The 25,030-nt window shown below is 41.7% G+C and carries 23 protein-coding genes and 1 pseudogene; 2 read left to right on the forward strand and 22 right to left on the reverse strand.

Annotation, left to right across the window (positions count from 1 at the left end; all coding sequences use genetic code 11):
• Positions 1-153: 153 nt before the first annotated feature.
• From GX756_02540 to rplS, 11 genes and pseudogenes are all read right to left on the reverse strand, one after another.
• A complete protein-coding gene (locus GX756_02540; protein ID NLC16736.1) occupies positions 154-756 on the reverse strand; it encodes a hypothetical protein in 603 nt (200 codons plus the stop codon).
• A gap of 219 nt (positions 757-975) precedes the next feature.
• A pseudogene (locus GX756_02545) lies at positions 976-2,211 on the reverse strand (hypothetical protein).
• Positions 2,212-2,408: 197 nt separating this feature from the next.
• Complete coding sequence (locus GX756_02550) at positions 2,409-3,512, reverse strand: Ldh family oxidoreductase (protein NLC16737.1); 1,104 nt, start codon at positions 3,510-3,512, stop codon at positions 2,409-2,411.
• A 114-nt stretch (positions 3,513-3,626) separates the two neighbouring features.
• Entirely contained in the window at positions 3,627-3,905 is a 279-nt protein-coding gene (locus GX756_02555; GenBank protein NLC16738.1) for a winged helix-turn-helix transcriptional regulator, read from the reverse strand.
• Between the two features lie 80 nt (positions 3,906-3,985).
• Positions 3,986-5,290: an ATP-dependent protease ATPase subunit HslU gene (hslU, locus tag GX756_02560; protein NLC16739.1), complete on the reverse strand. Its 1,305-nt coding sequence runs from the start codon at positions 5,288-5,290 to the stop codon at positions 3,986-3,988.
• A 4-nt stretch (positions 5,291-5,294) separates the two neighbouring features.
• Complete coding sequence (hslV, locus tag GX756_02565; GenBank protein NLC16740.1) at positions 5,295-5,831, reverse strand: ATP-dependent protease subunit HslV; 537 nt, start codon at positions 5,829-5,831, stop codon at positions 5,295-5,297.
• Between the two features lie 91 nt (positions 5,832-5,922).
• The gene (locus GX756_02570) at positions 5,923-7,251 is read right to left on the reverse strand and encodes a methylenetetrahydrofolate--tRNA-(uracil(54)-C(5))-methyltransferase (FADH(2)-oxidizing) TrmFO (protein NLC16741.1); all 1,329 of its coding nucleotides are present in this window, start codon (positions 7,249-7,251) and stop codon (positions 5,923-5,925) included.
• 17 nt (positions 7,252-7,268) lie between these two features.
• Positions 7,269-9,557, reverse strand: a complete 2,289-nt coding sequence (gene topA, locus GX756_02575; GenBank protein NLC16742.1) for a type I DNA topoisomerase — start codon at positions 9,555-9,557, stop codon at positions 7,269-7,271.
• 12 nt (positions 9,558-9,569) lie between these two features.
• Positions 9,570-10,661, reverse strand: coding sequence for a DNA-protecting protein DprA (gene dprA, locus GX756_02580; GenBank protein ID NLC16743.1), 1,092 nt, complete (start codon positions 10,659-10,661; stop codon positions 9,570-9,572).
• Positions 10,662-10,676: 15 nt separating this feature from the next.
• The gene (locus GX756_02585; protein NLC16744.1) at positions 10,677-12,206 is read right to left on the reverse strand and encodes a YifB family Mg chelatase-like AAA ATPase; all 1,530 of its coding nucleotides are present in this window, start codon (positions 12,204-12,206) and stop codon (positions 10,677-10,679) included.
• A 153-nt stretch (positions 12,207-12,359) separates the two neighbouring features.
• Positions 12,360-12,707 (reverse strand): 50S ribosomal protein L19, encoded by a 348-nt coding sequence (gene rplS, locus GX756_02590; protein NLC16745.1) that lies wholly within the window; start codon positions 12,705-12,707, stop codon positions 12,360-12,362.
• Between the two features lie 246 nt (positions 12,708-12,953).
• Between rplS and GX756_02595 the strand changes: the two genes are divergently transcribed.
• Positions 12,954-14,117 (forward strand): DUF815 domain-containing protein, encoded by a 1,164-nt coding sequence (locus GX756_02595; protein NLC16746.1) that lies wholly within the window; start codon positions 12,954-12,956, stop codon positions 14,115-14,117.
• Positions 14,118-14,349: 232 nt separating this feature from the next.
• On the opposite strand, the gene GX756_02600 is transcribed toward GX756_02595, so the two are convergent.
• Positions 14,350-15,282: a GPR endopeptidase gene (locus tag GX756_02600; GenBank protein NLC16747.1), complete on the reverse strand. Its 933-nt coding sequence runs from the start codon at positions 15,280-15,282 to the stop codon at positions 14,350-14,352.
• A gap of 81 nt (positions 15,283-15,363) precedes the next feature.
• Between GX756_02600 and GX756_02605 the strand changes: the two genes are divergently transcribed.
• Positions 15,364-15,849: a 30S ribosomal protein S20 gene (locus tag GX756_02605; GenBank protein NLC16748.1), complete on the forward strand. Its 486-nt coding sequence runs from the start codon at positions 15,364-15,366 to the stop codon at positions 15,847-15,849.
• 39 nt (positions 15,850-15,888) lie between these two features.
• On the opposite strand, the gene GX756_02610 is transcribed toward GX756_02605, so the two are convergent.
• From GX756_02610 to GX756_02655, 10 genes are all read right to left on the reverse strand, one after another.
• The gene (locus GX756_02610; protein ID NLC16749.1) at positions 15,889-16,197 is read right to left on the reverse strand and encodes a hypothetical protein; all 309 of its coding nucleotides are present in this window, start codon (positions 16,195-16,197) and stop codon (positions 15,889-15,891) included.
• A 118-nt stretch (positions 16,198-16,315) separates the two neighbouring features.
• The gene (locus GX756_02615) at positions 16,316-17,629 is read right to left on the reverse strand and encodes an aspartate kinase (GenBank protein NLC16750.1); all 1,314 of its coding nucleotides are present in this window, start codon (positions 17,627-17,629) and stop codon (positions 16,316-16,318) included.
• A 146-nt stretch (positions 17,630-17,775) separates the two neighbouring features.
• Positions 17,776-19,020 carry a DUF1015 domain-containing protein gene (locus tag GX756_02620; protein NLC16751.1) on the reverse strand — a complete coding sequence of 415 codons (1,245 nt, stop codon included), beginning with the start codon at positions 19,018-19,020 and terminating at the stop codon, positions 17,776-17,778.
• A gap of 170 nt (positions 19,021-19,190) precedes the next feature.
• Positions 19,191-20,027 carry a TIGR00159 family protein gene (locus tag GX756_02625; protein ID NLC16752.1) on the reverse strand — a complete coding sequence of 279 codons (837 nt, stop codon included), beginning with the start codon at positions 20,025-20,027 and terminating at the stop codon, positions 19,191-19,193.
• Between the two features lie 23 nt (positions 20,028-20,050).
• On the reverse strand, positions 20,051-20,290 hold the full coding sequence (locus GX756_02630; GenBank protein NLC16753.1) for a hypothetical protein: 240 nt from the start codon (positions 20,288-20,290) through the stop codon (positions 20,051-20,053).
• 243 nt (positions 20,291-20,533) lie between these two features.
• Complete coding sequence (locus tag GX756_02635) at positions 20,534-21,811, reverse strand: Zn-dependent exopeptidase M28 (GenBank protein NLC16754.1); 1,278 nt, start codon at positions 21,809-21,811, stop codon at positions 20,534-20,536.
• Entirely contained in the window at positions 21,808-22,374 is a 567-nt protein-coding gene (locus tag GX756_02640; GenBank protein NLC16755.1) for a hypothetical protein, read from the reverse strand. The genes GX756_02635 and GX756_02640 overlap by 4 nt, the downstream gene beginning before the upstream one ends.
• Before the next feature lie 7 nt (positions 22,375-22,381).
• On the reverse strand, positions 22,382-23,344 hold the full coding sequence (gene holA / locus GX756_02645) for a DNA polymerase III subunit delta (protein NLC16756.1): 963 nt from the start codon (positions 23,342-23,344) through the stop codon (positions 22,382-22,384).
• Positions 23,334-23,858 (reverse strand): hypothetical protein, encoded by a 525-nt coding sequence (locus GX756_02650; protein NLC16757.1) that lies wholly within the window; start codon positions 23,856-23,858, stop codon positions 23,334-23,336. The genes holA and GX756_02650 overlap by 11 nt, the downstream gene beginning before the upstream one ends.
• Positions 23,859-23,911: 53 nt before the next feature.
• Positions 23,912-25,030, reverse strand: a 1,119-nt coding sequence (locus tag GX756_02655) for a ComEC/Rec2 family competence protein (protein ID NLC16758.1), incomplete at its 5' end; no start/stop codon positions are given.

Genomic DNA, 25,030 nt, shown 5'->3' on the forward strand with positions numbered 1-25,030 from the left:
ACAGATTGTATTGTCAATGGAACATTTGGAGTAAATTATTAATTATTCAACTTTTTGAAAAAAAATGCAAAGCAAAAAAAATATGACTATTTAATAAAAAAAGGGCGGTTTTTTAGATTTCGCCCTTTAGAAAAAATATTTATCGTCTTGTTTTTATTTTTTTATCTTTCTTAGCAAAATACTATAATAGGATTTTTTATCGTCTTTTATTAAATGCCTTTCTATCTCCACAAAACCGCATTTTTTATAGATTTTCATCAATTCCTCTTGAAAGTCAAAAACTTCGGCAATATAAACTTTAAAAGGCGTCAAAGAAACGACATTATTAACCAACTCTTCCTCGGCGTCTTGGCCTTTGAATTCATCCAAAATCTCAATAGGTTCCAAAAACGCTGTATCGTCGGGATAATGGCTGATAGGAAAACTGATGTGTTTAAACCTTTGGTAGCAGGCTTTGGCTTTGCCCTTCAAGAATTTTTTGAGTTCTTGTAATTGAAGATTCATAGCGCGTTTTTGGTTGCTGCTAATGCCCAGCATGCCTATTGGCTGGTCGCCTTCAAGCGCGACATAAAAGCAATCCAATTCAAACATATGCGAAAAAGCGTTTATCAGCGCTTGTTTGATTTGTTGTATTTTGGCTTCTTTGGTTTTTTCATTGTATAAAAATCCGAATTTGTTCTCATTATTAGCCACAAAAATATTCGCCAAGTCTTCCCTAATATTCTCAAGCTCGGCAGCGCTTTTTACAATGACCATAAAAAACTCCTCATAGCTTTATTGATTATAATTGTAACATAAATATCCGTTTATGCCAAGATTAATAAAAAACAAAAAGACAGTTCGTTATGTTCTGCCTTTTTGTGTAAAATAACTGTTTTTTGGAGTGGCTTTTATGAAAAAAATTCTTTATGTCGCGGTATACGAGGGGTCAATTTTGTCCATCTCGGGCACAAAGTCGTATGCTTGACCGTTGATTGTTCTTGCTATGGACACATTGTCTTTTGCGCGGTCTTGTAGCTGGGGCACGGGGTTTTGTTTGGCTTCCGCGCGGTAATCGGTTTGCCTTTGGTCTATATGTTTTTGGATAACCACATGGCTTGGCACGCGTTTGATATCGTTATTGATTTTATTTTGATAAAAGAAAAACTTGCTGTCGCGGGACAATTCTTGGACTGAAACATATTTTTCCTTTTGGGTTGTAAGTTCTATTTGGTTGGCTAAGACGCTGCGCACATATTCGCGCGTGTCATGAAACTGCAGCAGCTTGGGAAAAGTCTCGGGCACGAATTGGCGCCAATCCTTTTTTTCGTATTTTTTCAAAAGCTCGGCCGCTTTGTGCAAATGGGCGATTTCTTGCTCTAGGTGCAATTCCCAAACGGACTTGACATTGGGGTCAAGCTCGTCCATATAGAATGAGTAATATAAATAGCATTCCATATACTCGTGCAGCAACAGGCTTTCCAGCCATGTGCAATTGGGGTCTATCAAAGACCCGTAATGCGTCACATGCTGTTCTTCTATCATGGCTATTTCTTGATACAATTGCCTGCCCAAATCGGTATAATAATTATTGCCTATGTTCATATAAAAGTTCATTGTTTGCTGTTCGGCTGCGGTTATTATCAAGGTGTTTAGTTTGGTCCTGATGTCGGCTTTTTTGAAGTCAACATGGTATTTGGGCGAATCCATAGGATAGCGGTGTTCGGCTATGGTAGGTCTGCCGGGCGTAATATCCACATAGCTTTTGACAAGGTTTTCGGCGGGCGTGTCGCTGTCTAGGCTCATAAGATTGGCGTATCTGTATAGGTGGTCAAAGTCCTCAAGCAGCGCAAAATTCAGCGCGTTTTTCACATTTTGGTCGGGCTCGTTTTGGGCAAGCCAAGCCGTCAAATCCACAGCCACATGCTCGTAACCTATCGTGGTCTCTAGAGCGCCTTCGTTAATGGGCTTGAGCCAATTGATATGTTTTTGTTGCTGTTGCTCAATCCACCTTGTCATCGCGAGCTCGCGGCGCAAGTCGTTGTCGGCGCAATGGCGCTGGAATTGATGCGAAAATATAGCCGCTTCCACTTCTATGCCGTTCATCAAAATTATTCGGACTTTGGTGTAAGGGTCAACCGATTTTTTGTCGTAAGGGTTGGGATAGACGGTCTTCCAGTCCATAAAAAGATCGTCAATGGGCTTGGGTTTTTGTTCAAAAGGTCTAAACATTTTTTATACTCCTTAAAATTTTGTATTCTCTTTTACTAAAATTTACTATTTTATGCAAAAATATTCAAAAACCAAATAGCCGTAACAAAAAACAGGCTTTATTAAATGCGTTTTGACCAGCAATACATCTCCAATATCAACTTCGCCGTTTATAAAAAAACAGGGCTTTGTTAAAAAGCCCTGTCATTTTTATTTTTTTATTCCCAAGGGAATTTATATTGCTTAAGGTTTAGCAAATCCCTTACCTCGCTTAATTCTTTTTGGACGGAATGGTTAATGGGCACGCCGCTGTTTTTGCGCTCTTGCCAGACGAGGTATTCTTTCTCGCCCGCGGTATATATGCGCTCTTGGCCGGGAGCGCGCTTGGAAGCCCTTAACTCCCTTAAGATATTGCCCGCGATTTTTTTGAATGTTTGTGCGCCCATAAACGCCTCGGTATCAATGGCGATAAAGAAATGCCCTAGATGGAAAGGAACTTTTTTGCCGTCTTGGTCAAGTCCTGTAAGCATCTTGAGATAATTGCCTTGGGCAAGCGCCGCCGATAATATCTCCACAACGGTAGCGTAGCCATAGCCTTTGTATCCGGCAAGTTCTTCGCCTATGCCTCCCAAAGGCGCTAACGCCGCCTCGCCGCTTACCAAGTCTTTTAAAATCTGCTCGGAGTCCGTCTTGGGCTTGCCGTCCCTGCCTATTACCATGCCTTCGGGCGTGGGCTGCCCCATTCTCGCGAAATGCTCAATTTTGCCCCTTTGGGTTATGGAGGTGGCGCAGTCAAGGTTAAAAGGAAATTCTTCGTCCGTGGGCAAACCTATCGTAAGCGGATTGGTGCCCAGCATATTTTCCACGCCAAAGGTTGGCGCGATTGACGGGCGGGCGTTGGTGCCCGTTATGCCTATCATGTCATGTTTTATCGCCATGGAAGAATAATAGCCCGCTATGCCGTAATGAGTGGAGTTTCTGACCGCGACCATTCCCATGCCGTATTCTTTGGCTTTTTTTATGGCAAGTTCCATTGACTTGTAGGCTATTACCTGCCCCATTCCGTCATGACCGTCCACTACGGCCGTTGTGGGCGTTTGGCGGACGACTTCAAAATTGGTTACGGGGTTTTGGATTTTATCCAAAATCCTGTCTATGTAAATAGGCTTAAACCTGTTAACGCCGTGGGATTCTATCCCGCGCCTGTCGGCTTCCAATAAGACATCAGTACAAATCTCGGCGTCGGGCCTTGGCACGCCCACAGCGACAAAAGCGTCCGTCACAAAATCTTGAGCCGTTTTCCAATCCAATATCATTTTCATAAGAATTTTTCTCCTAAAAACATTACAATTTATTTTAACCCAATATAGTTATAAAATCAATAAAAAACCAAAACAAACAAAAATTAATGTTAAAAAATATTGGCGCCTAGCTAGTTAACGCGCGTTATTAAAAAAGGTCTTTAAAAAATCCAAAAAATCTTTTAAGGCCGCTTGGCTAATAGAATAATATGTCCATCTGCCGTCTTTTTGGGCGTTTACCAGTCCGCTTTCGGTCAGCATCTTCATATGATAACTCAAAGTCGGCTGGGTTATATTAAATTTTTCCAAAACTTTGCGGGCGGTTAGTTTGCCTTTTTTTAGCATATCAAATATCTTGATTCTGGTCTCGTCGCCCAAAATTTTGCAAATACGCGCATAATCAGAATAAGCCATAACGCGCTCCTTAATATATTTTTTGCTAATAAAATAAAGCCGTTTTTTTTAAAAAAACGGCCTTTATGGTTAAACCTTAATTATATTATATATTTTTTTAGATCGTGTCTTTTAATAGCGCTCTTTAGGTGCTCGCGGACATATTTTCTGTCTATAACGACATCAATCATAGGATGAACGCCGCTCGCGTTAAAAGAAATGTCTTCCAATAGATATTCCATGATAGTATGCAATCTTCTAGCGCCGATGTTTTCGCTGGTTTCGTTTTCCAGCGCCGCTATCTCGGCGATTTCTTCAATGGCGTCGGGCATAAATTTTAGATTGATATTATCCACTCTCAAAAGATCGGCGTATTGTTTGGTAATGGCGTTATCGGGCTTGGTCAAAATATCAATAAATTCTTTTTTGCCCAAGTTATCCATTTCCACTCTTATTGGAAACCTGCCCTGAAGCTCGGGGATCAAATCTTCTATTTTGCTTATATGGAACGCGCCCGAAGCTATAAACAGGATATAATCGGTGCGGATCGCGCCGTATTTGGTGTTGACCGTGGAGCCTTCCACTATGGGCAAAATATCCCTTTGGACGCCTTCCCTTGAAACATCAGGCCCGCTTGTGTTGCCGTTGCCGGCTATTTTGTCTATTTCATCAATAAAGATTATGCCCTCTTGCTCGGCGCGCCTTATGGCTTCGGCATTTATAGATTCCATATCTATCATGGCCTCGCTTTCTTCCTCAATGATTATCTTTATGGCGTCTTCGACCGCGAGCTTGCGGTTTTTGCGGCGCTTGTGCATAAGGCCGCCCATTAATTCGCTAAGATCAATAGCCGCGCCCATTCCGGGCAAAATCTCCATAGTTTTGGGTTTGTCAAGCACGGCTATTTCCACTATTGTTTTGTTGAGTTTGCCAGCTTTAACATCGGCTAAGATTTGGTCTTTTAGGACGGGTTCGTCCGAATTTTGCTTTTTTCGCTCGTTGTAGATGGCCTCGGCGACTTTTCTTTCGGCTATGTCTTTGGCCTTTTTTTCCACTTCTTTAAATTTCTCTTCCTTAACAAGCCTTACTGCGACCTCGGCCAAGTCTCTTATCATTGATTCCACATCGCGTCCGACATATCCAACTTCGGTGAATTTGGTGGCCTCAACCTTGACAAAAGGCGCTTTGACTAATTTGGCAAGGCGGCGCGCTATCTCGGTCTTGCCCACGCCCGTAGGGCCTTTCATTATGATATTTTTTGGCGTGACTTCGTCTCTTTGTTCGTCGCTTAGCTGGCTTCGTCTATATCTATTCCTTAAAGCTATCGCTACCGCGCGCTTTGCTTTATGCTGGCCTATAATGTATCTATCTAATTCGGCCACTATTTCTTTGGGTGACATATTCATAATTTTAGACTTCCTCCACGGTTATGTTTCTGTTGGTAAACACGCAAATATCGCCGGCAATCTCCAGCGCCTTAAGCGCGATTTCTTTGGCGTTAAGGTCCGTGTTTTTGACCAGCGCTCTTGCGGCGGCCAAAGCGTAATTGCCTCCCGAACCTATGGCGCAAACGCCGTCCTCGGGGTCAATCACATCGCCCATTCCGCTTATAATAAGCAAGTTATCCGCGTCCGCGACAATCATCATCGCTTCAAGTCTTCTAAGCAGCTTGTCGCCTCTCCAAAGTTTGGCAAGCTCCACCGAGCTTCGCATAAGATTGCCGCTGTATTTTTGCAGCATCTCTTCAAACCTGTCCGACAATGTAAAAGCGTCGGCGACCGAGCCCGAAAAACCTACCACTACTTTATCGTTATATAACCTTCTCACTTTAACGGCGTTGTTTTTTAAAATTACGCTTTGTCCGCTGGTTACTTGACCGTCGCCCGCTATCGCGGTGCGCCCGTCTTTTCGGACGGCGACTATTGTTGTGCCTTTTATCGCTTCCATAATCTACCTCTTTATTTTTGGAAATTTTTTGGGAAATGATTAATTAGTTTTATCTTTTTATTTTAACATAATTATATTTTAAATCAATAACTTAAGGTATGTTGTCATTAATGTCGCAGTATTGACAAAATTGCCGCATTTTTTCTAGCGCCCTTTTGGAGTATTCATTATATCTAGCGCGCTTGTCCTTGACCCGCTCTTTTAACGGCGGCAAAATTCCGAAATTTGCGTTCATTGGCTGGAAATTGTCATTGGGGGCGGTTATATAATTTATTAGCGCGCCCGTCATGGTCTCTTGGGGCGGGCTTATCAAGGAAGCGCCTTTTATATATTTATACATATTGATCCCCGCGATAAGACCAGAGCACACGCTTTCTACATAGCCTTCCACGCCGCTTAGCTGTCCCGCTATAAAAATATTAGGATACTTTTTTAGCTGGAAAAACCCGTTAATGCAATTGGGCGCGTTGATAAATGTATTGCGGTGCATTACGCCGTATCTAACAAATTGGGCGTTTTTTAAGGCGGGTATCAAAGAAAAAACCCTTTTTTGTTCCGGAAATGTTAAATTGGTTTGAAATCCGACAAGGTTAAAAAGGGTCTTTTCGCGGTTTTCCGCCCTTAATTGAACAACAGCGTAAGGCCGCGCGCCTGAAGCGTCTTTTAACCCGACGGGCCTTAGCGGTCCAAACCTCAAAGTGTCTATGCCGCGCTTTGCCATTACTTCTATGGGCATGCATCCTTCAAAAATTTCCTTGCCCTCAAAACTTTTAAGCTGCGCGGTTTTCGCGTTGATTAACTCGTTATAAAAACGCTCGTATTCTTGCTTGGTCATGGGACAATTGAGGTAATCGTCCCCGCCTTTTTGATACCTGCTGCCCCAAAACGCCGCGCTGTAATCAATGCTTTCGGCCGTGACAATGGGCGAAGCCGCGTCAAAAAAATATAAATAATCTTGGGATATTAACTTTTTTAGGCTGTTTGCCAAATCGACCGTGGTCAAAGGCCCGGTCGCTATAATGGTAGGGATATCTGCGTCTATGTCTTTTTGTTCTTGGCAAATTATATTGATGTTTTTATTCGTGCGGATGATATCGGTAACTTCTTGGGAGAACTTGTCCCTGTCCACCGCCAAAGCTTTCCCCGCGTCAACCGCGTGCTTATAAGCAGTTTTGATTATAAGCGAATCAAGCATCTCAAGCTCGGCTTTTAACAAACCCGAGGCCGTGTCCAAACTCTTTGACTTTAACGAGTTGCTGCATACAAGCTCGGCAAAATTAGGGTTTTTGTGCGCGGGGGTAAACTTGCGGGGCTTGATATCAACAAGATCCACTTCAATACCCCGCTTAACCAACTGATAAGCGGACTCACATCCCGCAAGTCCGCCGCCTATTACTAAAATTTTGTTTTGTTTTTTCAATTTTTTTATGCCTTTTTCTATTCGTTTTGTTGTCGTTCTTGCCCGTCAGATTGATAAGGCATGGAATAGCCGCACTCTTTGGACGCGCATTTTATTACATCGCCGCTTTTATAACGCTTCAGCGTCATATATGACCCGCATTGCGGGCATTTTTGTTCCATTACCTTATCGGCTGATATAAAGTTGCATTCGGGATAGCCGCTGCATCCAAAAAACTCGCCGCGGCGGGAGCGTCTTTTGACTAGGGGTTTTGAGCATTTCGGGCATTTTCCATAATCGGCGTTCTCGTCTTCCAAAGATTTTATATTGCGGCAATCGGGATAATTGGAACAGCCCAAAAATTTGCCGTATTTGCTCATCTTGACCACCATTTCGCCGCCGCACTTTTCGCATTTTATGCCGGACGAGTTTGCTTGGTTAACATCCGAGCCGTCCAAATTTTTGGTGTTGCGGCATTTAGGGAAATTGGGGCAGGCCAAAAATTTGCCGTATTTGCCCTGCCTTATAACCATATTAATGCCGCAATTTTCGCATATTACATCGCTTTCTTCGTCGGGAACTTTTAAGGTAAAGCCGTCGTTAAGGGCGGCCTTTACCTTTTCTTCAAAGCCGCCGAAATAAAAATCATGGATTACTTGCTGCCAAACCTTGCCGCCTTCTTCTATCTCGTCCAGCTTGGTTTCCATCTTGGCGGTAAAATCCACGCTCATAATATCGGGAAAATACCTTACCAGCATATCGGTAACCTGTTCGCCCAGTTCGGTCGGTTTTATGTATCTGCCGTCTTTTTCGGCGTATTCGCGGGCAAACAATATCAAAATCGTGGGCGTGTATGTGGCGGGCCTGCCTATGCCCTTTTCTTCCATCGCCTTTACCAAAGACGCCTCGGTGTATCTTGCGGGCGGCTTGGTAAACTTTTGCTCGGGCTTTAGATCTTTTAGGTTGGTTATGTCGCCCTCGTTAAGCGGCGGCAAAATTCTATCAACATCGTCCTCGCCCTCGTCGTCGTTTTGGTCGGGCTTGGCTTTGGTTTGGTCCTCGTCCGCCGAATACGCCGCCAAAAAGCCCTTAAACCTCAAAATTCTGCCGCTTGCCGTAAAACGATAGTCATTGGCTGTAATGTCGGCGTTTACGGTGTCGTATAGGGCTTGGGCCATTTGGCTTGCCAAAAACCTCTCATAAATAAGTTTATATAGCCTATAAAGATTTTTGTTAAGATAGGGCTTGACGGACTCGGGCGTGCGTTTCAAAGAAATAGGCCTTATAGCCTCGTGGGCGTCTTGGGCGCCCTTTTTGGATTTGTATATATTGGGCGTTTCGGGATAATACTCCTCGCCAAAATGCGTTTTTATATAATCTTGGGCCATTTCCCGCGCCTCGGGGGATATACGGGTTGAATCCGTTCTTATATATGTCACAAGCGCGACCTTGCCTTCCGAACCCAGTTCCACGCCTTCATACAAGCTTTGGGCGCAAGCCGATGCCACTTTTAAGGATATGCCAAGCTTGTTCAGGGCGTCTTGTTGCATTGTGCTAGTGGTATAAGGCGCGGGCGCGTTTACTTTGGTAACGCCTTTTTTTACCTTGGTAACAATATACCGCGCGCCTTCTAAGTTGGTTAAGACTTGGTCCATCTCGGACTTGTTGTTTATTTCAATCTTTTTGTCTTTGAACGAAGCAAGCTTAGCCCAAAACAAAACGCCGTCTTTTTCCAAAAGCGCTTTTAGATGCCAATATTCTTTGGGCACAAAGGCCCTGATTTCGCGCTCCCTGTCCACTACCAATTTTAAGGCGACCGATTGGACGCGTCCGGCTGAAAGTTTGCTCCGTATTTTTTTGCTGATAATGGGCGAAAGTTTATATCCCACAAGCCTATCCAAAACACGCCGCGCTTGCTGGGCGTCGACTAGGTTTTGGTCAATTGGTCGGGGATTTTTTAGCGCGTTTTGGACCGCGGTTTTGGATATTTCATTAAACACTATCCTACAAGGCGAATGGGGCGGGATATCCAAGATATGCGTCAAATGCCAAGAAATAGCCTCGCCTTCGCGGTCGGGGTCTGTGGCGAGCAATATCTCCTCGGCTTTTTGAGCCTTTTCTTTAAGATGTTTTATTATTTCCTTTTGCTTGGGGATTATCGTATATTTGGGCTCAAAGTTGTTATTAATATCAACCGCCAAAGTATATTCGGGCAAATCCCTTACATGTCCCTTGGTGGCGATTACATTATAAGAAGAATCCAGCCCTTTAAGGTATTTGCCGATGGTTTCTTTTTTGCCTTCCCCTTCAATTATGACTAATTTCACTCATTTTCTCCTTTATGCCAAAGAATATAAGGTTCCGTTTTTGGATATTAATCCTTTTATTTCCATTATGCTTAGCAAACTGTTAAGCTCGTTAACGGGCAAATTAACACTGCTTAAAATTTTATCATAGTTTAATTCACCGTTTGCCAATAAGTCAAGTATTTTTCGCTCAATTAAGTCCAGCCGAGGGGTCTTGGCTTGTTCTTTTGGGATAAAATTTATGTTAAACTCTTGCAAAATATGTTCGGGCTTATACACCATCGCGCATTGAGAGTTTCTTATCAATCTAAGGTTGCCCCTTATTTTTAGGTTGTCGGCCGCGCCCGCCAAGGCAAAAACGCCGCGCCCTTGTTCCAAAGCGTATTCCACCGTATACATCGTCCCGCTTTTTTCGCCCGCTTCCACGACCAAAACGCCCAAAGAAAGCGCCGCCAAAAGACGATTGCGCCTTGGGTAAGAATATACCGTGCCTTTAAAGTCGGGCAAAAACTCGCTTATCGCCAAGCCTTTTTGGGTTATTTCTTTATATAATTCGTAATTTGCGGCGGGATAAATTTGGTTGTGTCCGTTTCCCAATATGGCTATGGTGTCGCCGCCTATATCAAGCGTAAACCTGTGCGCAAAAGAATCTATTCCCGTGGCCAAACCGCTTACTATCGTAAGCCCGTTGGCGGATAGTTCTTGAGCAAAAATCTTGGTCATTTTCTTGCCGTAAAGGCTTGGCGTTCTTGTCCCTACTATAGTAAAACATTTTGTGTTAAGAAGCTCAAGCCGCCCTTTATAATATAACATAAAAGGCGCGTCATTTAATTGCAAAAAGCCTTGAGGGTATTGCCTGTCAGCAGGCGTTAGGACGCTTATCCCGTCGTTTTGAATTTTGCGTAGCTTTTCTTGCAAAGAATCATAATCCAAAGCCGATAGCATTTTTTGGTAACCCGCGCCTAGATATCGCTTGATCTCGCTATCGCCGCCCAAAAACCTGTCATAAAAATTATATATCCCGTCAAAGTGTTTAATCAGTTGATTGGCTTTGGCGGGCGGAGCGTCGCTTGCCGAGAGCCAAAAATATAACAGCTTTTCGTCAAAATCTTTTAAACCTTTCATATATATGCTCCAAAATCAAGACCAAAGCTTTCTGTCCAGCGTCCTGTAGCTTACCGCTTCGGCGATTTGTTTTTGGTCTATGATGTCGCTCTGGTCAAGATCGGCTATTGTTCGCGCGACTTTCAAAATACGGCTGTAAGCCCTGGCGGAGAGTTTTAGCTTTTCAAAAGATAATTTCAAAAGCTCTTTAGCCGCGGGCGTTAATACGCAAAAGGTTTTGATAAGCTGCGCGGGCATTTGGGCGTTGCAAAATACGCCTTTGTTTTTTAGCCTTTGGTATTGTTGTTCGCGGGCCTGATTGACGCGCGCTTTTATTTCTTTTGAGTCGTCTTGAGCGGATTCATCGGTCAGTTCGTCATACTTGACGCTGTCAACCGCTATATGCATATCTATCCTATCAAGCAAAGGCCCTGAAAGGCGGCTGAGGTATTTTTGGATTTGGGCGGGCGTGCATTGGCATTGCCCTTGTTCCGAACCATAATGCCCGCACGGACAGGGATTCATGCTGGCGATTAGCACAAACCTTGCCGGGTATTGCACGACCATATTGGCGCGGTTGATGACTATAAACCCGTCTTCCAAAGGCTGCCTTAAAGTTTCCAAAGTCGCCCTTGAATATTCGGGCAATTCGTCCAAAAACAAAACGCCGTTATGTGCAAGGCTTATCTCGCCTGGACGGGCAAAGGCACCACCGCCTGTAAGCGATACCGTGGTAGCGGTATGGTGGGGCGCGCGGAATGGTCTTGAGGTTATAATTCCCTCTTGGCCTAGCGTTCCCGCTATTGAATGAATCTTGGAAGTTTCAAGGGCTTCTTCGGGCGTCATATCGGGCAAGATTGAAGGCAAGGCCCTTGCCAGCATAGTCTTGCCCGCGCCGGGCGGCCCTATCATAAGCATATTATGCCCGCCAGCCGCCGCTATCTCAAGCGCGCGCTTTGCTTGATTTTGGCCTTTTATATAACTAAAGTCCGAACACGAGGCGTTATTCTTGATAATATCTTTTATGTCTTTGGGGATAACTTTCTGGGGCTGCTCTTGCCCTTGCAAAACTTTAACGGCTTGCGCCAAAGTATCTATCAATATAATTTCGGCGTCCTTTAACCAAACAGTTTCAGCTTCATTGTCTTTGGGGACGAAAAATTTTTTGAACCCTAGACCGATTGCGCTTACCAATATAGGCAAGATGCCGTTGATGCGCCTTACTTTGCCGTCCAACGACAGCTCGCCCAAAAAGACATATCCGTCCAATAATTGATAAGACATCTGTCCGGTCGCCGTCAGGATGCCCAACGACACGGGCAAATCAAAAATAGGCGCCATTTTTTTGATGTCGGCGGGCGCCAGATTGACAGTGATTTTGGACGCCGGAAACAAAAAGCCGCTGTTTTTTATGCCCGACCTTACTCTTTCGCGCGATTCTTTTACAGCGGTTTGGGCAAGACCTACCGTTTCAAAGCTGGGCAATCCGTTGTTAATGTCCACTTCAACATCAACAGGATATCCTTGAATTCCGCTTAACGAAAAGCTTTTGACTTTTGCCAGCACGGTATAATCCCCCCCAAATCGCGTAAAAATATACAATAAGATTATACAAGCATTTTAATGATTAAACAATATTTTGACAAGGTTTTTTGATAAAAAACAACAAAAAAATAGGCGGTTAAAAATACCGCCAAGTGTATATTTGACCAATCGCGATTACCTTTTGGCTTCTTTGATTTTCGCGGCCTTGCCTGTCAATGCCCTTAAGTAATAAAGTTTGGCTCTTCTGACTTTGCCTCTTCTTACGATTTTTATGGAGTCAATCTTGGGCGAATGCAAGGGAAAAGTCCTTTCAACGCCCACGCCAAAAGATATTTTTCTGACAGTAAAGCTTTCCCTTAGCCCGCCGCCGCGGCGCGAGATCACGATTCCCTCAAAAGCCTGCAACCTTTCCTTAGCGCCTTCTATAACCTTAAAAAACACTTTGATTGTATCGCCCACATTAAACGAGGGAAGGTCCGTCCTCATGTTTTCTCTTTCTATCTCTTGTATTAACTTATTCATAATAACCTCCAGTCAGCAAATCACCTACATATATTATCATAACCAAAGACTTAACACAAGTAAAAGAACAAGTTTTAAAAGCGAAGCTGGGTAAAATTTTTTTTAAAAAAAGCGAAAAATATTATAACATAAATATTAAAATTTATAAAACATTAATATCCCAAATTAAAGAGTTTTTAAAAAAATCTTATCGGTTTATAATTGCATTATGGCAATAATTAGCGTAAAATTTCTAAAGAGGATAAAATGAATAACAATCTGATTGAACAACTGGAAAGTTTGGCTTTGTTTTTTACCGTCAAGCAAGACCCCGTAATAGCAAGTCTTATAGGCGCTTTGAAAGCGCGCGAACAAAGTCAAGACACGCTATCGGCCGAGGCGTTGTTTTATCACAATCTTTTGGAAAGCGGATATGCGGACGATTGGAGCGGATATATTTATAATCTTGTAAGATATAACGACAACATATGGGCAAAAAGCATAGCCAAAAAAATTGATTTGCCGCGCCAAGTTAAAGAACAAGCCAAGAAAGAACTTAAAATCCTAGAGTTTTTAGCAAAGCAAACTTCGCATACGCTTTTTGGAAACGGCGCTTTTGTATGGGGCTCAAAAAACCAAAAGAGTTTTGATTACGACGCTTTGGCAAAAGACATTGGGGGAAAAGGCTTTGGGATATACGCCCGATACGACGCTTTTGTGTTTGAAGAAAAAAATCTTGCGCCCATACCCAATCCTCCGCAAATCAAACTGAAGTCGCTTATAGGCTATCATTCCCAAAAGCAAGAAATTATCAACAACACAAAAGCCTTTATTGAAGGCAAGCCCGCCAATAATGTCTTACTGGCTGGCGACAGGGGCTCGGGCAAATCATCCACGGTTTGCGGGATTTTTGATATGTTTAGAGGGCGGATAAAACTTGTGGAGTTGCCTTTGGTCAATATTAAAAATATTACTTATCTTATCAACCTGCTTCAAGATTTGCCGCACCGTTTTATAATATTTTTGGATGATTTGGTGGTAGATAAAAATAACCCCCAGGCCTATTATCCCTTAAAAGCCGCTTTGGAAGGAAGTTTTTTAAACCCAAAGACCAATACACTGATATACGCCACATCAAACAGGCGGCATCTAGTCAAACAAAGCTTCAAAGACCGCGAGGACGAAGTGCACAAAAGCGAAGGCTTGGAAGACGCTTTGGCTTTGTCCGACCGCTTCGGGCTTACTGTTTTGTTTTATAATCTCAACAAAGACGAATACTTGGAATTTGTCTCGCAACTTGCCAAAAGGCATAATATTGAAGTTAACGAAAAACTATTAAAAGACGCTGAAGCGTGGGCGATCGCAAAGGCCGCGCGCTCGCCCCGAACGGCCGCGCAGTTTATAAATATGGTAATGAGTAGCGCTGATTAACTCTTGCGAGATTTTTTAAAAGCCGTTTTCCCCTAACGGCTTTATATTTAAATTTAAGAAAAGATTTTTTCGTTTAGGCGTTGATTTTATTTAGATTATTTCATATAAAATATTAATGGAAAGCAATTCGGATAATTCAGCCTTTATGCTGGTTAAAGAATTGCTTTCCATTTTTTCTATTATTTTAGACTGTCCAATCAATAATATACCCAAAATATTGCCATAAAAAATCTTAGCTCATAAGCCCTATTATATCCTTAAAAGCCAAATCCTTGTGTATCGCCTGGTTGATAGCCAGGGCCAAAACATAGGCGCATTTTTGGACTATGGCGTCAATGTCTTTAGGGGTAACCACAAGCTCGCCCAAAGCGCTTGTCAAAATATTTGAGACAAGTTTGGCCTCTTGGGCTTTGTCGGGCGCAAGCTCGGGGGTTTTGGCAAAGCATTGCTCTATTATATCAAGCGACAAAGTGGAAGCATACACGACCAAAGGCACGCCTATTGAGATTACGGGCATGCCCAAAGTTTGCTCGCTTAGCATAAAACGGTGGTTGCCCACTCCCTCGCCCGGCACGATGCCTGTATTGGTAACCTGAAAGGCCGAGCTTAGCCTATGCGTGCTTTTGGAGGCAAGGGCGTCAATGGTTATAATAATATCGGGATTGACTTTTTCGGCCACGCCTTTTATGATATCGTAAGTTTCTATGCCCGTTATGCCCAAAACGCCTGGCGACAGCGCGCACAGCAGGACGCCCCCTATATTGATATTATGCTCGGATTGTATATGCCTATTGATGATTAATTTATCTACCGTCATCGGCCCTAAAGAATCGGCCGTCATATGTTTGTTGCCAAGTCCCACGGCCAAGACCGTTTTGGGATTGGCGGCGCCTAGGCATTCGTCTATGGCTTTGGCAACCATTGAGGCGATTTTGTGCATAAAGTCCAAGTCTTTTTGGTAAAAATCATCGGCTTCTATGGTTATATATCGGCCTACGGGCTTGTTAAACTTTTTTGAGCCTTGGTCGTTTAGAATGCTCACATCGTAGCGCCTTATGCCGTCTTTAATGGATTCTTTGATTTTTATGTCTTGGTCTTTTATGTTTTGCAAGACCGCCTCATAAGCCATATCCGTTCGCGCGTTCATAACTATTAGTTTGGACAAAAAAATATATTATAATCCTTGCCTAAAAATCTTAAGTGTGCTAAAATGTTACAGGTATTTTCAAGATAAGGAGATTTTATTGTGCCTAACACAAAATCAGCCAAAAAACGAGTCAAAATCGCCGAAAAGAAAAATCTAAGAAATAGAATGGTAAAATCAAGAATAAAAACAGCTATTAAGAAATTTAACGCGGCTATTATGTCTAATGACGCGGCAGGCGCCGAGGCTTTGCTGCCCGATACTTTTTCTATAATAGACAAAGCCGTTTCAAAAGGCGTAATCCATAAAAATAACGCCGCCAACAAAAAAGCGGCTTTGGCGAAGACGCTTAACGACCTTAAGACCGGCAAATTGGTCATACCTACGGCAATAGACCATAAAACGCGCATAGCCGAAAAGAAGGCGGCTGAAGAAAAAGCAAGACAAGAAGCTAAGGAAGCGCGCGAAAAATTGCGCGCCCAAAAGGAAGCCGAAAAAGAAGTCAAGGCTAAAAAGACTAAAAAGGCTGAAGAAACCAAAAAAGCCAAGAAGGCTGAAAAAGAAGAAGCTGAAAAAGAAGAAGAATAAAAATAACGCCTCTTATTTTAAAGAGGCGTTTTTTAATCGCTATATCAAATAATTAATCGCGAAATTTAAAACCAAAAAATTAAGCAATGACGCGCCTAACGCTATGGCGGCTGTCACCGTTTCTATGTGTCTGTTTCTGACAAGTTGCTTTAAAGAAAAGAAAGCCCCAAAAGATATGAATATAACCTCAAAAGCGATAAAAAAGTCATACGGCACATTAACGCCTGTTATGCCTTTGTTAAGTAAGAGATAGATTTGATAAAACGCCAAGAAAAAGAAAGCTAACGCGGCGAACAAAACTGCCATAGAGTTATAGATATTGTCGCTCATTGTTTTGTATTTTATCATCAAAAAACTCCCAAGCTTTCTTTAATTTAATACTACCTTATAAAACTTAAATTGTCAATACCTTTAAAAAAAACTCTCCTTACAAGGAGAGTTTAGTTAGGGGTTTTTTTAAAAAAACTTAATCCACAAACGCGTAGTAAATCGCTTCTATGGATTTTTCAAAGTCCTTATTGTCCACGCCTATTATTATATTAAGCTCGCTGCTGCCTTGGTCAATCAAACGCACATTAATATCGGCCTCGTATAACGCGCTGAACAACCTTGCCGCCGTGCCTTTTCGCTGGCTCATTCCATGCCCAACCGTCGCGATAAGACTTAAGTCGTCCAAAACTTCTATATGGTCGGGGCTAAGTATGGCTTGAAGGTTTGCCAAAACGCTGTCCAGCTTGCCTTCTAGGTTGCAGCTTTCTATTACAAGCCCCAAAGTGTCTATGCCCGTCGGCATGTGCTCTATGGATATTTGGTGCTCTTCCAATACGGACAGCGCCCTTCTTGCGAACCCAAGCTCGCTGTTCATCATGGACTTTTCTATATTTATGACGGTAAAGTTCTTTTTGCCCGCTATGCCCGTAATAATCCGGCTGTTGCGGCGATAATCCTTGGACGGCACAATCATCGTGCCGGGGTTGTCGGGCTCAAAAGTGTTTCTTATATTAATAGGAATGCCCGCGCGGCTTACCGGAAAAATCGCCTCGGGATGCAGCACGCCCGCGCCCATATACGACAACTCCCTTAACTCTTTGTAAGTCAGGCTATGGATGCTTTTGGGGTTTTTCACAATCTTGGGGTCGCACATCATAAACCCGTTGACATCCGTCCAATTCTCGTATAATTCGGCCTTAAGGGCCCTTGCCAAGATAGCGCCCGTAATATCCGAGCCGCCGCGCGAAAATGTGCAAATTTCTCCTTTTGGGTTGCTGCCGTAAAAGCCCGGCACTACCATTTCCTTGACGGTCAAGCCCTCCAAAGCGCTTTTTGAATGCGTATTGGTCAATTCCAAGTCAAATATGTTTTGGCTGTCAAATTTGATTATGTCTTTGGCGTCCACAAACTCATAGCCCAAATACTTGGACAGTATCAAAGCCATCAAATACTCGCCCCTTGAGGCCGTATAATCATAGCTTGCGCCCGCCTCAATTTTTTGCAAAATTTCTTCAAGCTCTTTTTTTAAGTCAATATCTACTTGCAAGCCTTCCGCAATGTTTTCAAAACGCTGTTCTATCTTTTGGAATAATTGCTTGCACGAACCGCCCGCTTTGACTCTTTTGAAGCATTGGATCAAGATATCGGTAATCTTGTCTTGGTTTTGCAGTTTTCCCGGCGCGCTTACGACAACCACTTTGCGTTTTGGGTTTGATTGGATAATGTTGACTACCTGTTTGATGCTTACGGCATCAGACATTGAAGTTCCGCCAAATTTACATACTATCATTTATGGTCTCCAAAATATATATGCCAAAGCAAATAAATTTTTTGGCTTTTAATTTATAAAAAACATAATATCATAAAACATATAAAAAAAGCTAATATTTTTATATTAGCTTTTTGGTTTTTTTATTAATATTTTATTATCTTTGATTATTTTATGAATTTGGCTTCCAAGTAATAGCGTTTTTCCTCGGCCTCGCCCAAAGAAAAACTCTTTTTTGGCAATACTTTTCTTATTGACAACTCTTCAAAGAATTTGTCTTTGGGTATAGCGGGCAAAATTATTCCTATGCTGTCATGGGAAGACGACACAATCTCCCTTAGATTGTCTTCGCCATGGATATAATCAAGCTCAAGGTTTTCATCCTCAAGCTTCAAGTCGTCCAAGAATTTTTGGACGGATTCTATGGCGTCCAAAGGATCGTCGGGAATGGGTATGGAAACTGATTCCCTTGTGTTAAATATAATTTGGGTCTTGCCCTTTTCCATAGCGAATTCGGCCCTTAGCCTGGACACGACTTTCCTAATGTCCACATTTTTGACCACGCGGTGTATAGGATGAAATACAATCCCCTCGTCGTAAATATTGACAATCTCCACAAGCGCGTATCTTGCGGGATGGTCTTGATGGCGCTCGGGCGGCAACGCGCGCTTGACATTATTCCAATTGACCTTGGCCGCCGCCAAAGAGTGGTTGCCGTCTCCCACGGCCAAAACAAAGCCGGTAGACGACTTGCAAGTTTTTTTGACGGCCTCCGGAGAAGAGATTTTTTCAAAGGCTTTTAGGACTTTTTGGGGGTTGTTTATTTTATATCCTTTTAAATGTCCCCCGCCCATGTTCAACTCAAAATCATATAAAAGCTCTTTGTCTTGGCTTTTATACGCTTCCTCTATCACAAAAAAATTCGGGTCGCTCATCAAAAGCATTATATGGGGCAATTCCAAAAGCGCTTTTTCTCTGATTTTCACCCTGGGCGGAATGCGCTCTATGATTGTCTGCTCCGAAGCCCTTATAGCCGAACAATCCGCGATATTAAAGCTGTATTGCTCAAGGTCAACGCATACCACAAGCCCCAAACGCCTTTTTGAATATTTGGTGGAGCGTTCCGCCAGAATCATTCCCGAATCAACGACTTCAAAGATATTGTCGTCAATATATTTTTTCATTTCGGCGCTAATCGCGCTTATCCTGTCGGCGATATTGTCGTTGAGATAGGCCTCGGGCAGTATTAACTTTAGCGCGCTGGGGGCCGAACCTATGTATTCTTTTAAGTCTTCCCAATATTTTATTTGGGAAGTGAAAACATCGCACGCGATAACCGACCATTTGTTATAATCAATATCTTTTTTGGGTATTAAGATTGGTTTTGGAACAATAACATTTTGTGTATTCATTTGGTCATCCTCTGTATTAATATTATGCAACACTTATAAACTAATACTCAAAAAAAGCCAAAGCAAAAATCCGCAAATAAGCGCGGAAATTTTATACTCTATATTATACACAAAAATATATTTCAAAACCAAAAAGAATTTATTTTCTTTTTTCTTTTTTTGGTCAGTCATTACTTTCTCCTGCGTTTTTTAGATTCTGTTTGGGGCACGCTCAGCCCGTAAAACTCGGTCAATTTTTGGTTAAGCATGCTGGAATCATAATATCTGGTAAGCTCGCCGTCTTGTGCGACTGATATGACGCCCGTTTCCTCGGAGACGATAATGGCCAAAACATCGTAATTTTCGGTTATGCCTATCGCGGCCCTGTGCCTTGTGCCTAGTTCTTTGGGTAGATTAGTGTCTTGCGAAAGCGGCAAAAAACATCCCGCGGCGACCAATGTATTGCCCTTGATTATGACCGCCCCGTCATGAAGCGGCGATTTTATGTTAAATATGCTGTCCAAAAGCGCCGCGCTTATTATCGCGTTGAGTTTTACGCCGCTTTCAATAATATGGGAAGGCACAGCGTTGGCGACTAGCACTATCAAAGCGCCGGTATTGCTCTTGGACATGGATTGGCTGGACTTTATAATCTCATTAATTCCGTTATACAGCTCCTCGTCCGAAATTTCGGAATCCACCGTAAAGTGGCTTACGGTCTTTTTCGCGCTTATTAATTTTATTAAGCTTCTTCTGGTTTCGGGCAAAAACGCCAGAAAAAACACCACCGCTCCCGCCCAAGTTAATATTTTAGCCACCGCATATAAAGCCGGCATCTTATTGCTAAAATACAAGACAAATAACAAAACGGCGATAAAAATAGCGACATATTTTAAGGCCCTTAAGGCGTTGGCGTTTTTTAAAAACGCGAAAATACCATAGAAAATCAAAGCAAAAGCTATAATTTCTACAGCATCCCAACCAGTAAAGCTCTTTAACGCATCCGCCGTTTTTTCAAAAAAGTTCATTTATTGCCGCCGTTTTTTAATTGTTAGTTAGCATATTGTTTGTAAACATTAGTAAAAATAGACAATGATTTTCTTGAGTTCATAATATCCAAGATGTTTTTATTCATCTTAAAAGACAGTTCTAAAACCCTGTCATAATTTTGAAAATTGCCTTCAATGATTTTGGATGCGGCTTTGTTAAGCTCTATAGAATCCAGTTGCGTTTCTATTAATTTTGCTATGTAACCGTAAAAATAAGTCAATAAATCAAATTGTACTTTCAAATCAAAATGTTCTCCATAAGTCAAATAGTTTTTTATAAAAAATCGGAAGTTTGTTAATAATTATTATACTCGTATATAATATAATTTACAATAGATAAAACAATAAAAAAGCTAAAAACTCTTACAATTTTTTTATCTTATTGCAATTTTAACAAAATCTGACATTTTTGTATTTTTTTTGCAAAAGCAACGACGCCAAAATTAAACAAAAACAACCAAAAAGCTTAAGCTTTGTTAGTTTTTTTAATAACCCTCAAATGGGTTTTGTGGCGGTTTTTTGTCTTTTGGGTCAGGGGCGTTTTTTTCATATTCCTCGCCAAAAACCGTGGGGGGAGGCGTCGGTTTTATGGTTATTACGGGCACGGGATAACGGGCGGTAAAATTCCTTATCAGGAAAAATACTATAATACCCATCAAAACGATAAGCCCTAGTTTTATATACGCCACAAGGTTGCCGTTGATAAGCCAATAATAATTCGGTCTTTGAGCCGCGCTTTTTTGCATTGTTTGGACAAATTCCGGATCGGTCAAACTATAAAAAATTATATCGGCGGCGGCGTTCATTTTTTGCAAAAAGGTGTCGCCGTATAGGGTTTTTAAAGTTTTGAGATTGTCGTCTTTGGTATAGATTATGGCGGGATGTTTTTCGGATTCTACCATGCCTATTTTGTTGTTAGTGTGCCAATTGCGCGAGAAAAAGAGCGCGCTGTTAACGCCCGCGGACAAAAAATACAAGTTGGCGCTGTTAAGGCCATAATGGATATATGGGGTAAAAGGCGTTGAAACGGGCAATGTCTTTTTGTTTGCGGGCGGCAACCTCAAAGGCAGATTATTTTTATCGGCAATTTGCTTTATAAATCGCTCGTGAACAGTTTTTAATTCGTCGCAATATAGATACAAATAATCCCCGCCGCCCACGCAATCAAGGTCTATCGCCAGTAAAGTATTGCTGATTTGTTTGGGCAGCATTTGATTTACATAATAATACGACCCGTGCAACCCCACTTCTTCGGCGCCCAAAGCCAAAAAGATTATATTAAAATCCAAATCAAAATTTTGGTCTTGTTGTTTTAGCGCGCTAAAATGCTTGGCCAGACTCAGCATTACGGCCACGCCCGTGGCATTGTTATACGCGCCCTCGGCGCCAAAACCTTCTATGTCGTTTGAGCCGTAAATATTATCGTAATGGGCGCATATAATGACTTGTTTTGCGCGCCCAAAATCAAGCGTCCCTATGACATTTTGGGACGACATTTTTTTGCCGTTGTATTCGGCGTCAAAAACTTGGATTTCTGTCGTTAAGCCAAAAGCCTCAAATTTTTGGGCTATCCAGTCCGCAGCGTCTTTTTCGGCTTGGGAAAAACTTGTCCGGTCATAGCAATCTTCCAAAAATTCTTCCAAAAACTCTTCCGCCCCGCTAATTAGGGGAACATATTGCGGCTGGGCGCTTGCGTCTTTGGGCGCAATAGAAAAAGACAAACATATTAACAAAACCAAAAAGCACGCCGCAATCTTTTTCATAATACGCCTCCAAATGACATAAACAATCCCAAGAAAATATTAACGCCGTGATAGATAAAGAAAATCATAGCCGTAGCCCTTAACGCTCTTGCCCATAAAAAGTTAGGAAGCGTTTTTCGCGATATCAGATGATAAGCAAGATACAAGAACAAAGAGCTTACCAAAAAATCAAACAACGCGCCCCATACTTGCAAGAGCGGAAAGAAAAAATACGCCAAATGGAACAATCCCAATATCAAATAATTGATTGAAAAAATTACCCTCGCATAATGGTAGGTAGTATTTCTATCCAGCATAGGCAGCTGCCATCTGATAAAATATACGATTACGCGCATCAAAAGCTCAAAAAGCCCGAAATTTATCAGCCCGCCCATAATATAAAACCACCAGCCCAAAGTCTCGCTGGCCATGCCGCTTTGTCCCCAAGACATCATAAAGACCAGCATGGTGGTTTCTTGGGAGCTGTATAACGAAGCAAAAGAGACGCTTGCCGCCAGCATAATTATGCCGACGGTTACGGGTATTTTATCAATCAAATTATTGATTTTTTTTGTAAGTTCCATATCTCTCCTAAATATTGATTATACTAAGAATAACTTTATCGCCTGCCGCTTGCTTGTCTATTTTTCCGCTTTTTATATGATAATCCATTAATTGAAGCATATCGCAAATTTTTTTTAGTTTTTTGGCGCCGAATTTTTTTGAGTTTTCTTCCAAATATTTAAAGGCGTATTGCTTGACATTAAGTTTTTTATATAGTTCGGGCTGGTTTTTGTTGATGGCGGCATATAACAATTTTCTAAAATAAGAATACACTGAGTTTATAAGATAAACATTATCCGCGCTGTTAGACAAGCTGTTCCAAATTTTAAAGGCTTGGTCGGGATTTTTTTCGGCCAAACAATTGGTAAGCTCGTAAATCTTATAGTCGTCATCTTGTATGGCAAGATCAATTACATCTTGCTCGGTTATAGGCTCGTCTTCTTTATATGACAGGATTTTGTCCAACTCTGTGTTTATTCTGCCCATATCGCCCGAGCAATAAGCTATCAAAGTGTCTATGGCCGCTTTTTCTATATTGTCTTGGCAACGGTTTTTGATATATTGGGCAAGCTCAAAGTTTTCAAGCCTGGAACAATCTATTATTTGGGCATAAGCCCTTAGCTTGGAAAAAAACTCGCTCTCGTCCGATACCATTGCCAAAATAGAACTCGGATTGGGGTCTTTTAGGTATTCCAAGATAGGTTTGCCCGTATTTTTGCCGCTAGAATTGACAACGGGTCTAGAAGTTGAAAAATCCATTACTACCACGACCCTATAATTCGAATCCCAAGGCAAAACTTTGAGGGCGTTTATTATATTGTCTTCGTGCGCGTTTTCTTGAAAAATGTTGCAATTTAACGCCGGATTGGATACGATTTTGCATAACATATCAATGGCCGAGTTGACCAGCCATTTGTCTTCGCCCTGTATTAAATAGCACGGGGCGTATTGTTTGGTTTGCAGGTGCGTTGATAATGCGTTATATTTCATTGGCGTTATTGCCCTTATTCGTTATTATTTGGTTTTTTAACTCGTCAAGATATTTTTTTAGATAATCTGTCATCTTCCCAAAAGCAATGCTCGCTATTAATACATAACAAGATATTGTTATGGGAATTAAGCCTAGCAAGCCCCTTATTATATTATTTACCGAGCCCCAGCCAAATATTGTCAAAAGATTAATAATTTTTAGCAAAATGAGTATTCCGTAAAGGCTGTGTTTTAGCGCTTTGTTTTTTACGCGGGCGCTTAAGAGTAAGAAACAAAAAGCGTAAATAATAGCGGTAAGCCTTAGCGCCAAGCAAACCGCGGCGAAAATTATTAATTTTTGGCTCTGTTCAGTCTGATTTAACAAAGAGTCTTTCAAAACCAATAATTCAATCAAAACCATTAAGACTGACAGCGCCAAAATGACAAGCCCTGTAATTAGCCTAAACTTTCTGATTTTTTCCTTTAAGTTAAGCGCGCTGTCTTTTATGTCTGAAATTATTGGTATTTTAATCATTAGTTTTTGGTTTTTTTAGTTATGTAACAATTTTAGCATAAAACGGCGTTTTTCTAAAGTAAAAAGGTATAATTATTGGTTTTGCTAAGATTAATTATGTTCGGGTTAATATTATCGCAGTCGTAAATCAAATATAGCATATAATCAATATTTTCCACATACTTATTGCAAACCAAGACATCGCAGCCGCCGCTAAGAGTGTTTAAAATCTCAAGCTTGTCTTCATTAAAATTCAAAGGATACAAAAACTTTTTGCCGCCTACCACAACATGCGAGCCTAATCTTATGTTGTCATAGTTATATGAATAGATTTCAAGGGCTTGGATTTTGTAATTGATATTATCAAAAATTTGAATAACATCTTTTTGGGTTTTTACTTTTATCTCGTCGCACAGCGTCCAATCGTCCGTAACAAGCGCAATTTTGGCGATCGAAAAATCCTTGCTAAAATCAATTAAGGCTTGGCGGTCGTAAGGCATTGAGGTTATTACCAAGCAATCTATCTTCCGTATCTTTTGACCGATTAACTCTTTTTTTACTTTGGAATAGTTATACTTATTGATCTCGCCGATAATATATTTTGAATTGTCTTCCACTACAAGCCCGACCTCGCCTATCGCGCTGCCGTAAGCCTTATAAAAATCTTGCTCGTAAACGGACGGCAAGTTAGCGGCGGTTACTAAAACAACAAAAAAGACCGACAAGATAAGCGAAACAATCGCTTTGGGTTTTTTGGATATATTGATATATCCGCCCAAGATAAAAATGCATATAAAATAAACGACCGCCAAGCCGCCCAAGGAAAAAACAATAACTTCGGCGTAAGGCAACGCGCTTAAAAAGCGCGTTATGGCGTTTATTAAAGCCAGCAGCCATCCCACGGGCGCTATCAAAAAAGCCAAAAAAGGAATAATAAGTGCTATCAAGCAAACGGCAAACAAGACGACAAAGGCAATATTTATCAGCGGCAAAAGTATCAGGTTGGCTATAAAAGAATAAACCGAAAAAGTATTAAAAAAATGCGCTATCAAGGGATATACGCCTATATTGGCGGACAGCGTCGTCGCGCATAATTGTGCTATATAATCGCCTTTTTTGAATTTGAAAATTTTTTTGAATAACTTGACAAATGGAGCGTATAGGCAAATTATTGAAAACATTGAGGCGAACGA

It is taken from the genome of Clostridiales bacterium (genome assembly GCA_012512255.1).
Classification (GTDB): domain Bacteria; phylum Bacillota; class Clostridia; order Christensenellales; family DUVY01; genus DUVY01.

Bases quoted from the DNA above. Each gene is read 5' to 3' on its own strand.
- GX756_02540 (NLC16736.1), bottom strand. From the start codon at position 756: ATGGTCATTGTAAAAAGCGCTGCCGAGCTTGAGAATATTAGGGAAGAC.
- GX756_02550 (NLC16737.1), bottom strand. From the start codon at position 3,512: ATGAAAATGATATTGGATTGGAAAACGGCTCAAGATTTTGTGACGGAC.
- GX756_02555 (NLC16738.1), bottom strand. From the start codon at position 3,905: ATGGCTTATTCTGATTATGCGCGTATTTGCAAAATTTTGGGCGACGAG.
- hslU (NLC16739.1), bottom strand. From the start codon at position 5,290: ATGAATATGTCACCCAAAGAAATAGTGGCCGAATTAGATAGATACATT.
- hslV (NLC16740.1), bottom strand. From the start codon at position 5,831: ATGGAAGCGATAAAAGGCACAACAATAGTCGCCGTCCGAAAAGACGGG.
- dprA (NLC16743.1), bottom strand. From the start codon at position 10,661: ATGAAAGGTTTAAAAGATTTTGACGAAAAGCTGTTATATTTTTGGCTC.
- rplS (NLC16745.1), bottom strand. From the start codon at position 12,707: ATGAATAAGTTAATACAAGAGATAGAAAGAGAAAACATGAGGACGGAC.
- GX756_02595 (NLC16746.1), top strand. From the start codon at position 12,954: ATGAATAACAATCTGATTGAACAACTGGAAAGTTTGGCTTTGTTTTTT.
- GX756_02610 (NLC16749.1), bottom strand. From the start codon at position 16,197: ATGATAAAATACAAAACAATGAGCGACAATATCTATAACTCTATGGCA.
- GX756_02615 (NLC16750.1), bottom strand. From the start codon at position 17,629: ATGATAGTATGTAAATTTGGCGGAACTTCAATGTCTGATGCCGTAAGC.
- GX756_02620 (NLC16751.1), bottom strand. From the start codon at position 19,020: ATGAATACACAAAATGTTATTGTTCCAAAACCAATCTTAATACCCAAA.
- GX756_02625 (NLC16752.1), bottom strand. From the start codon at position 20,027: ATGAACTTTTTTGAAAAAACGGCGGATGCGTTAAAGAGCTTTACTGGT.
- GX756_02635 (NLC16754.1), bottom strand. From the start codon at position 21,811: ATGAAAAAGATTGCGGCGTGCTTTTTGGTTTTGTTAATATGTTTGTCT.
- GX756_02640 (NLC16755.1), bottom strand. From the start codon at position 22,374: ATGGAACTTACAAAAAAAATCAATAATTTGATTGATAAAATACCCGTA.
- holA (NLC16756.1), bottom strand. From the start codon at position 23,344: ATGAAATATAACGCATTATCAACGCACCTGCAAACCAAACAATACGCC.
- GX756_02650 (NLC16757.1), bottom strand. From the start codon at position 23,858: ATGATTAAAATACCAATAATTTCAGACATAAAAGACAGCGCGCTTAAC.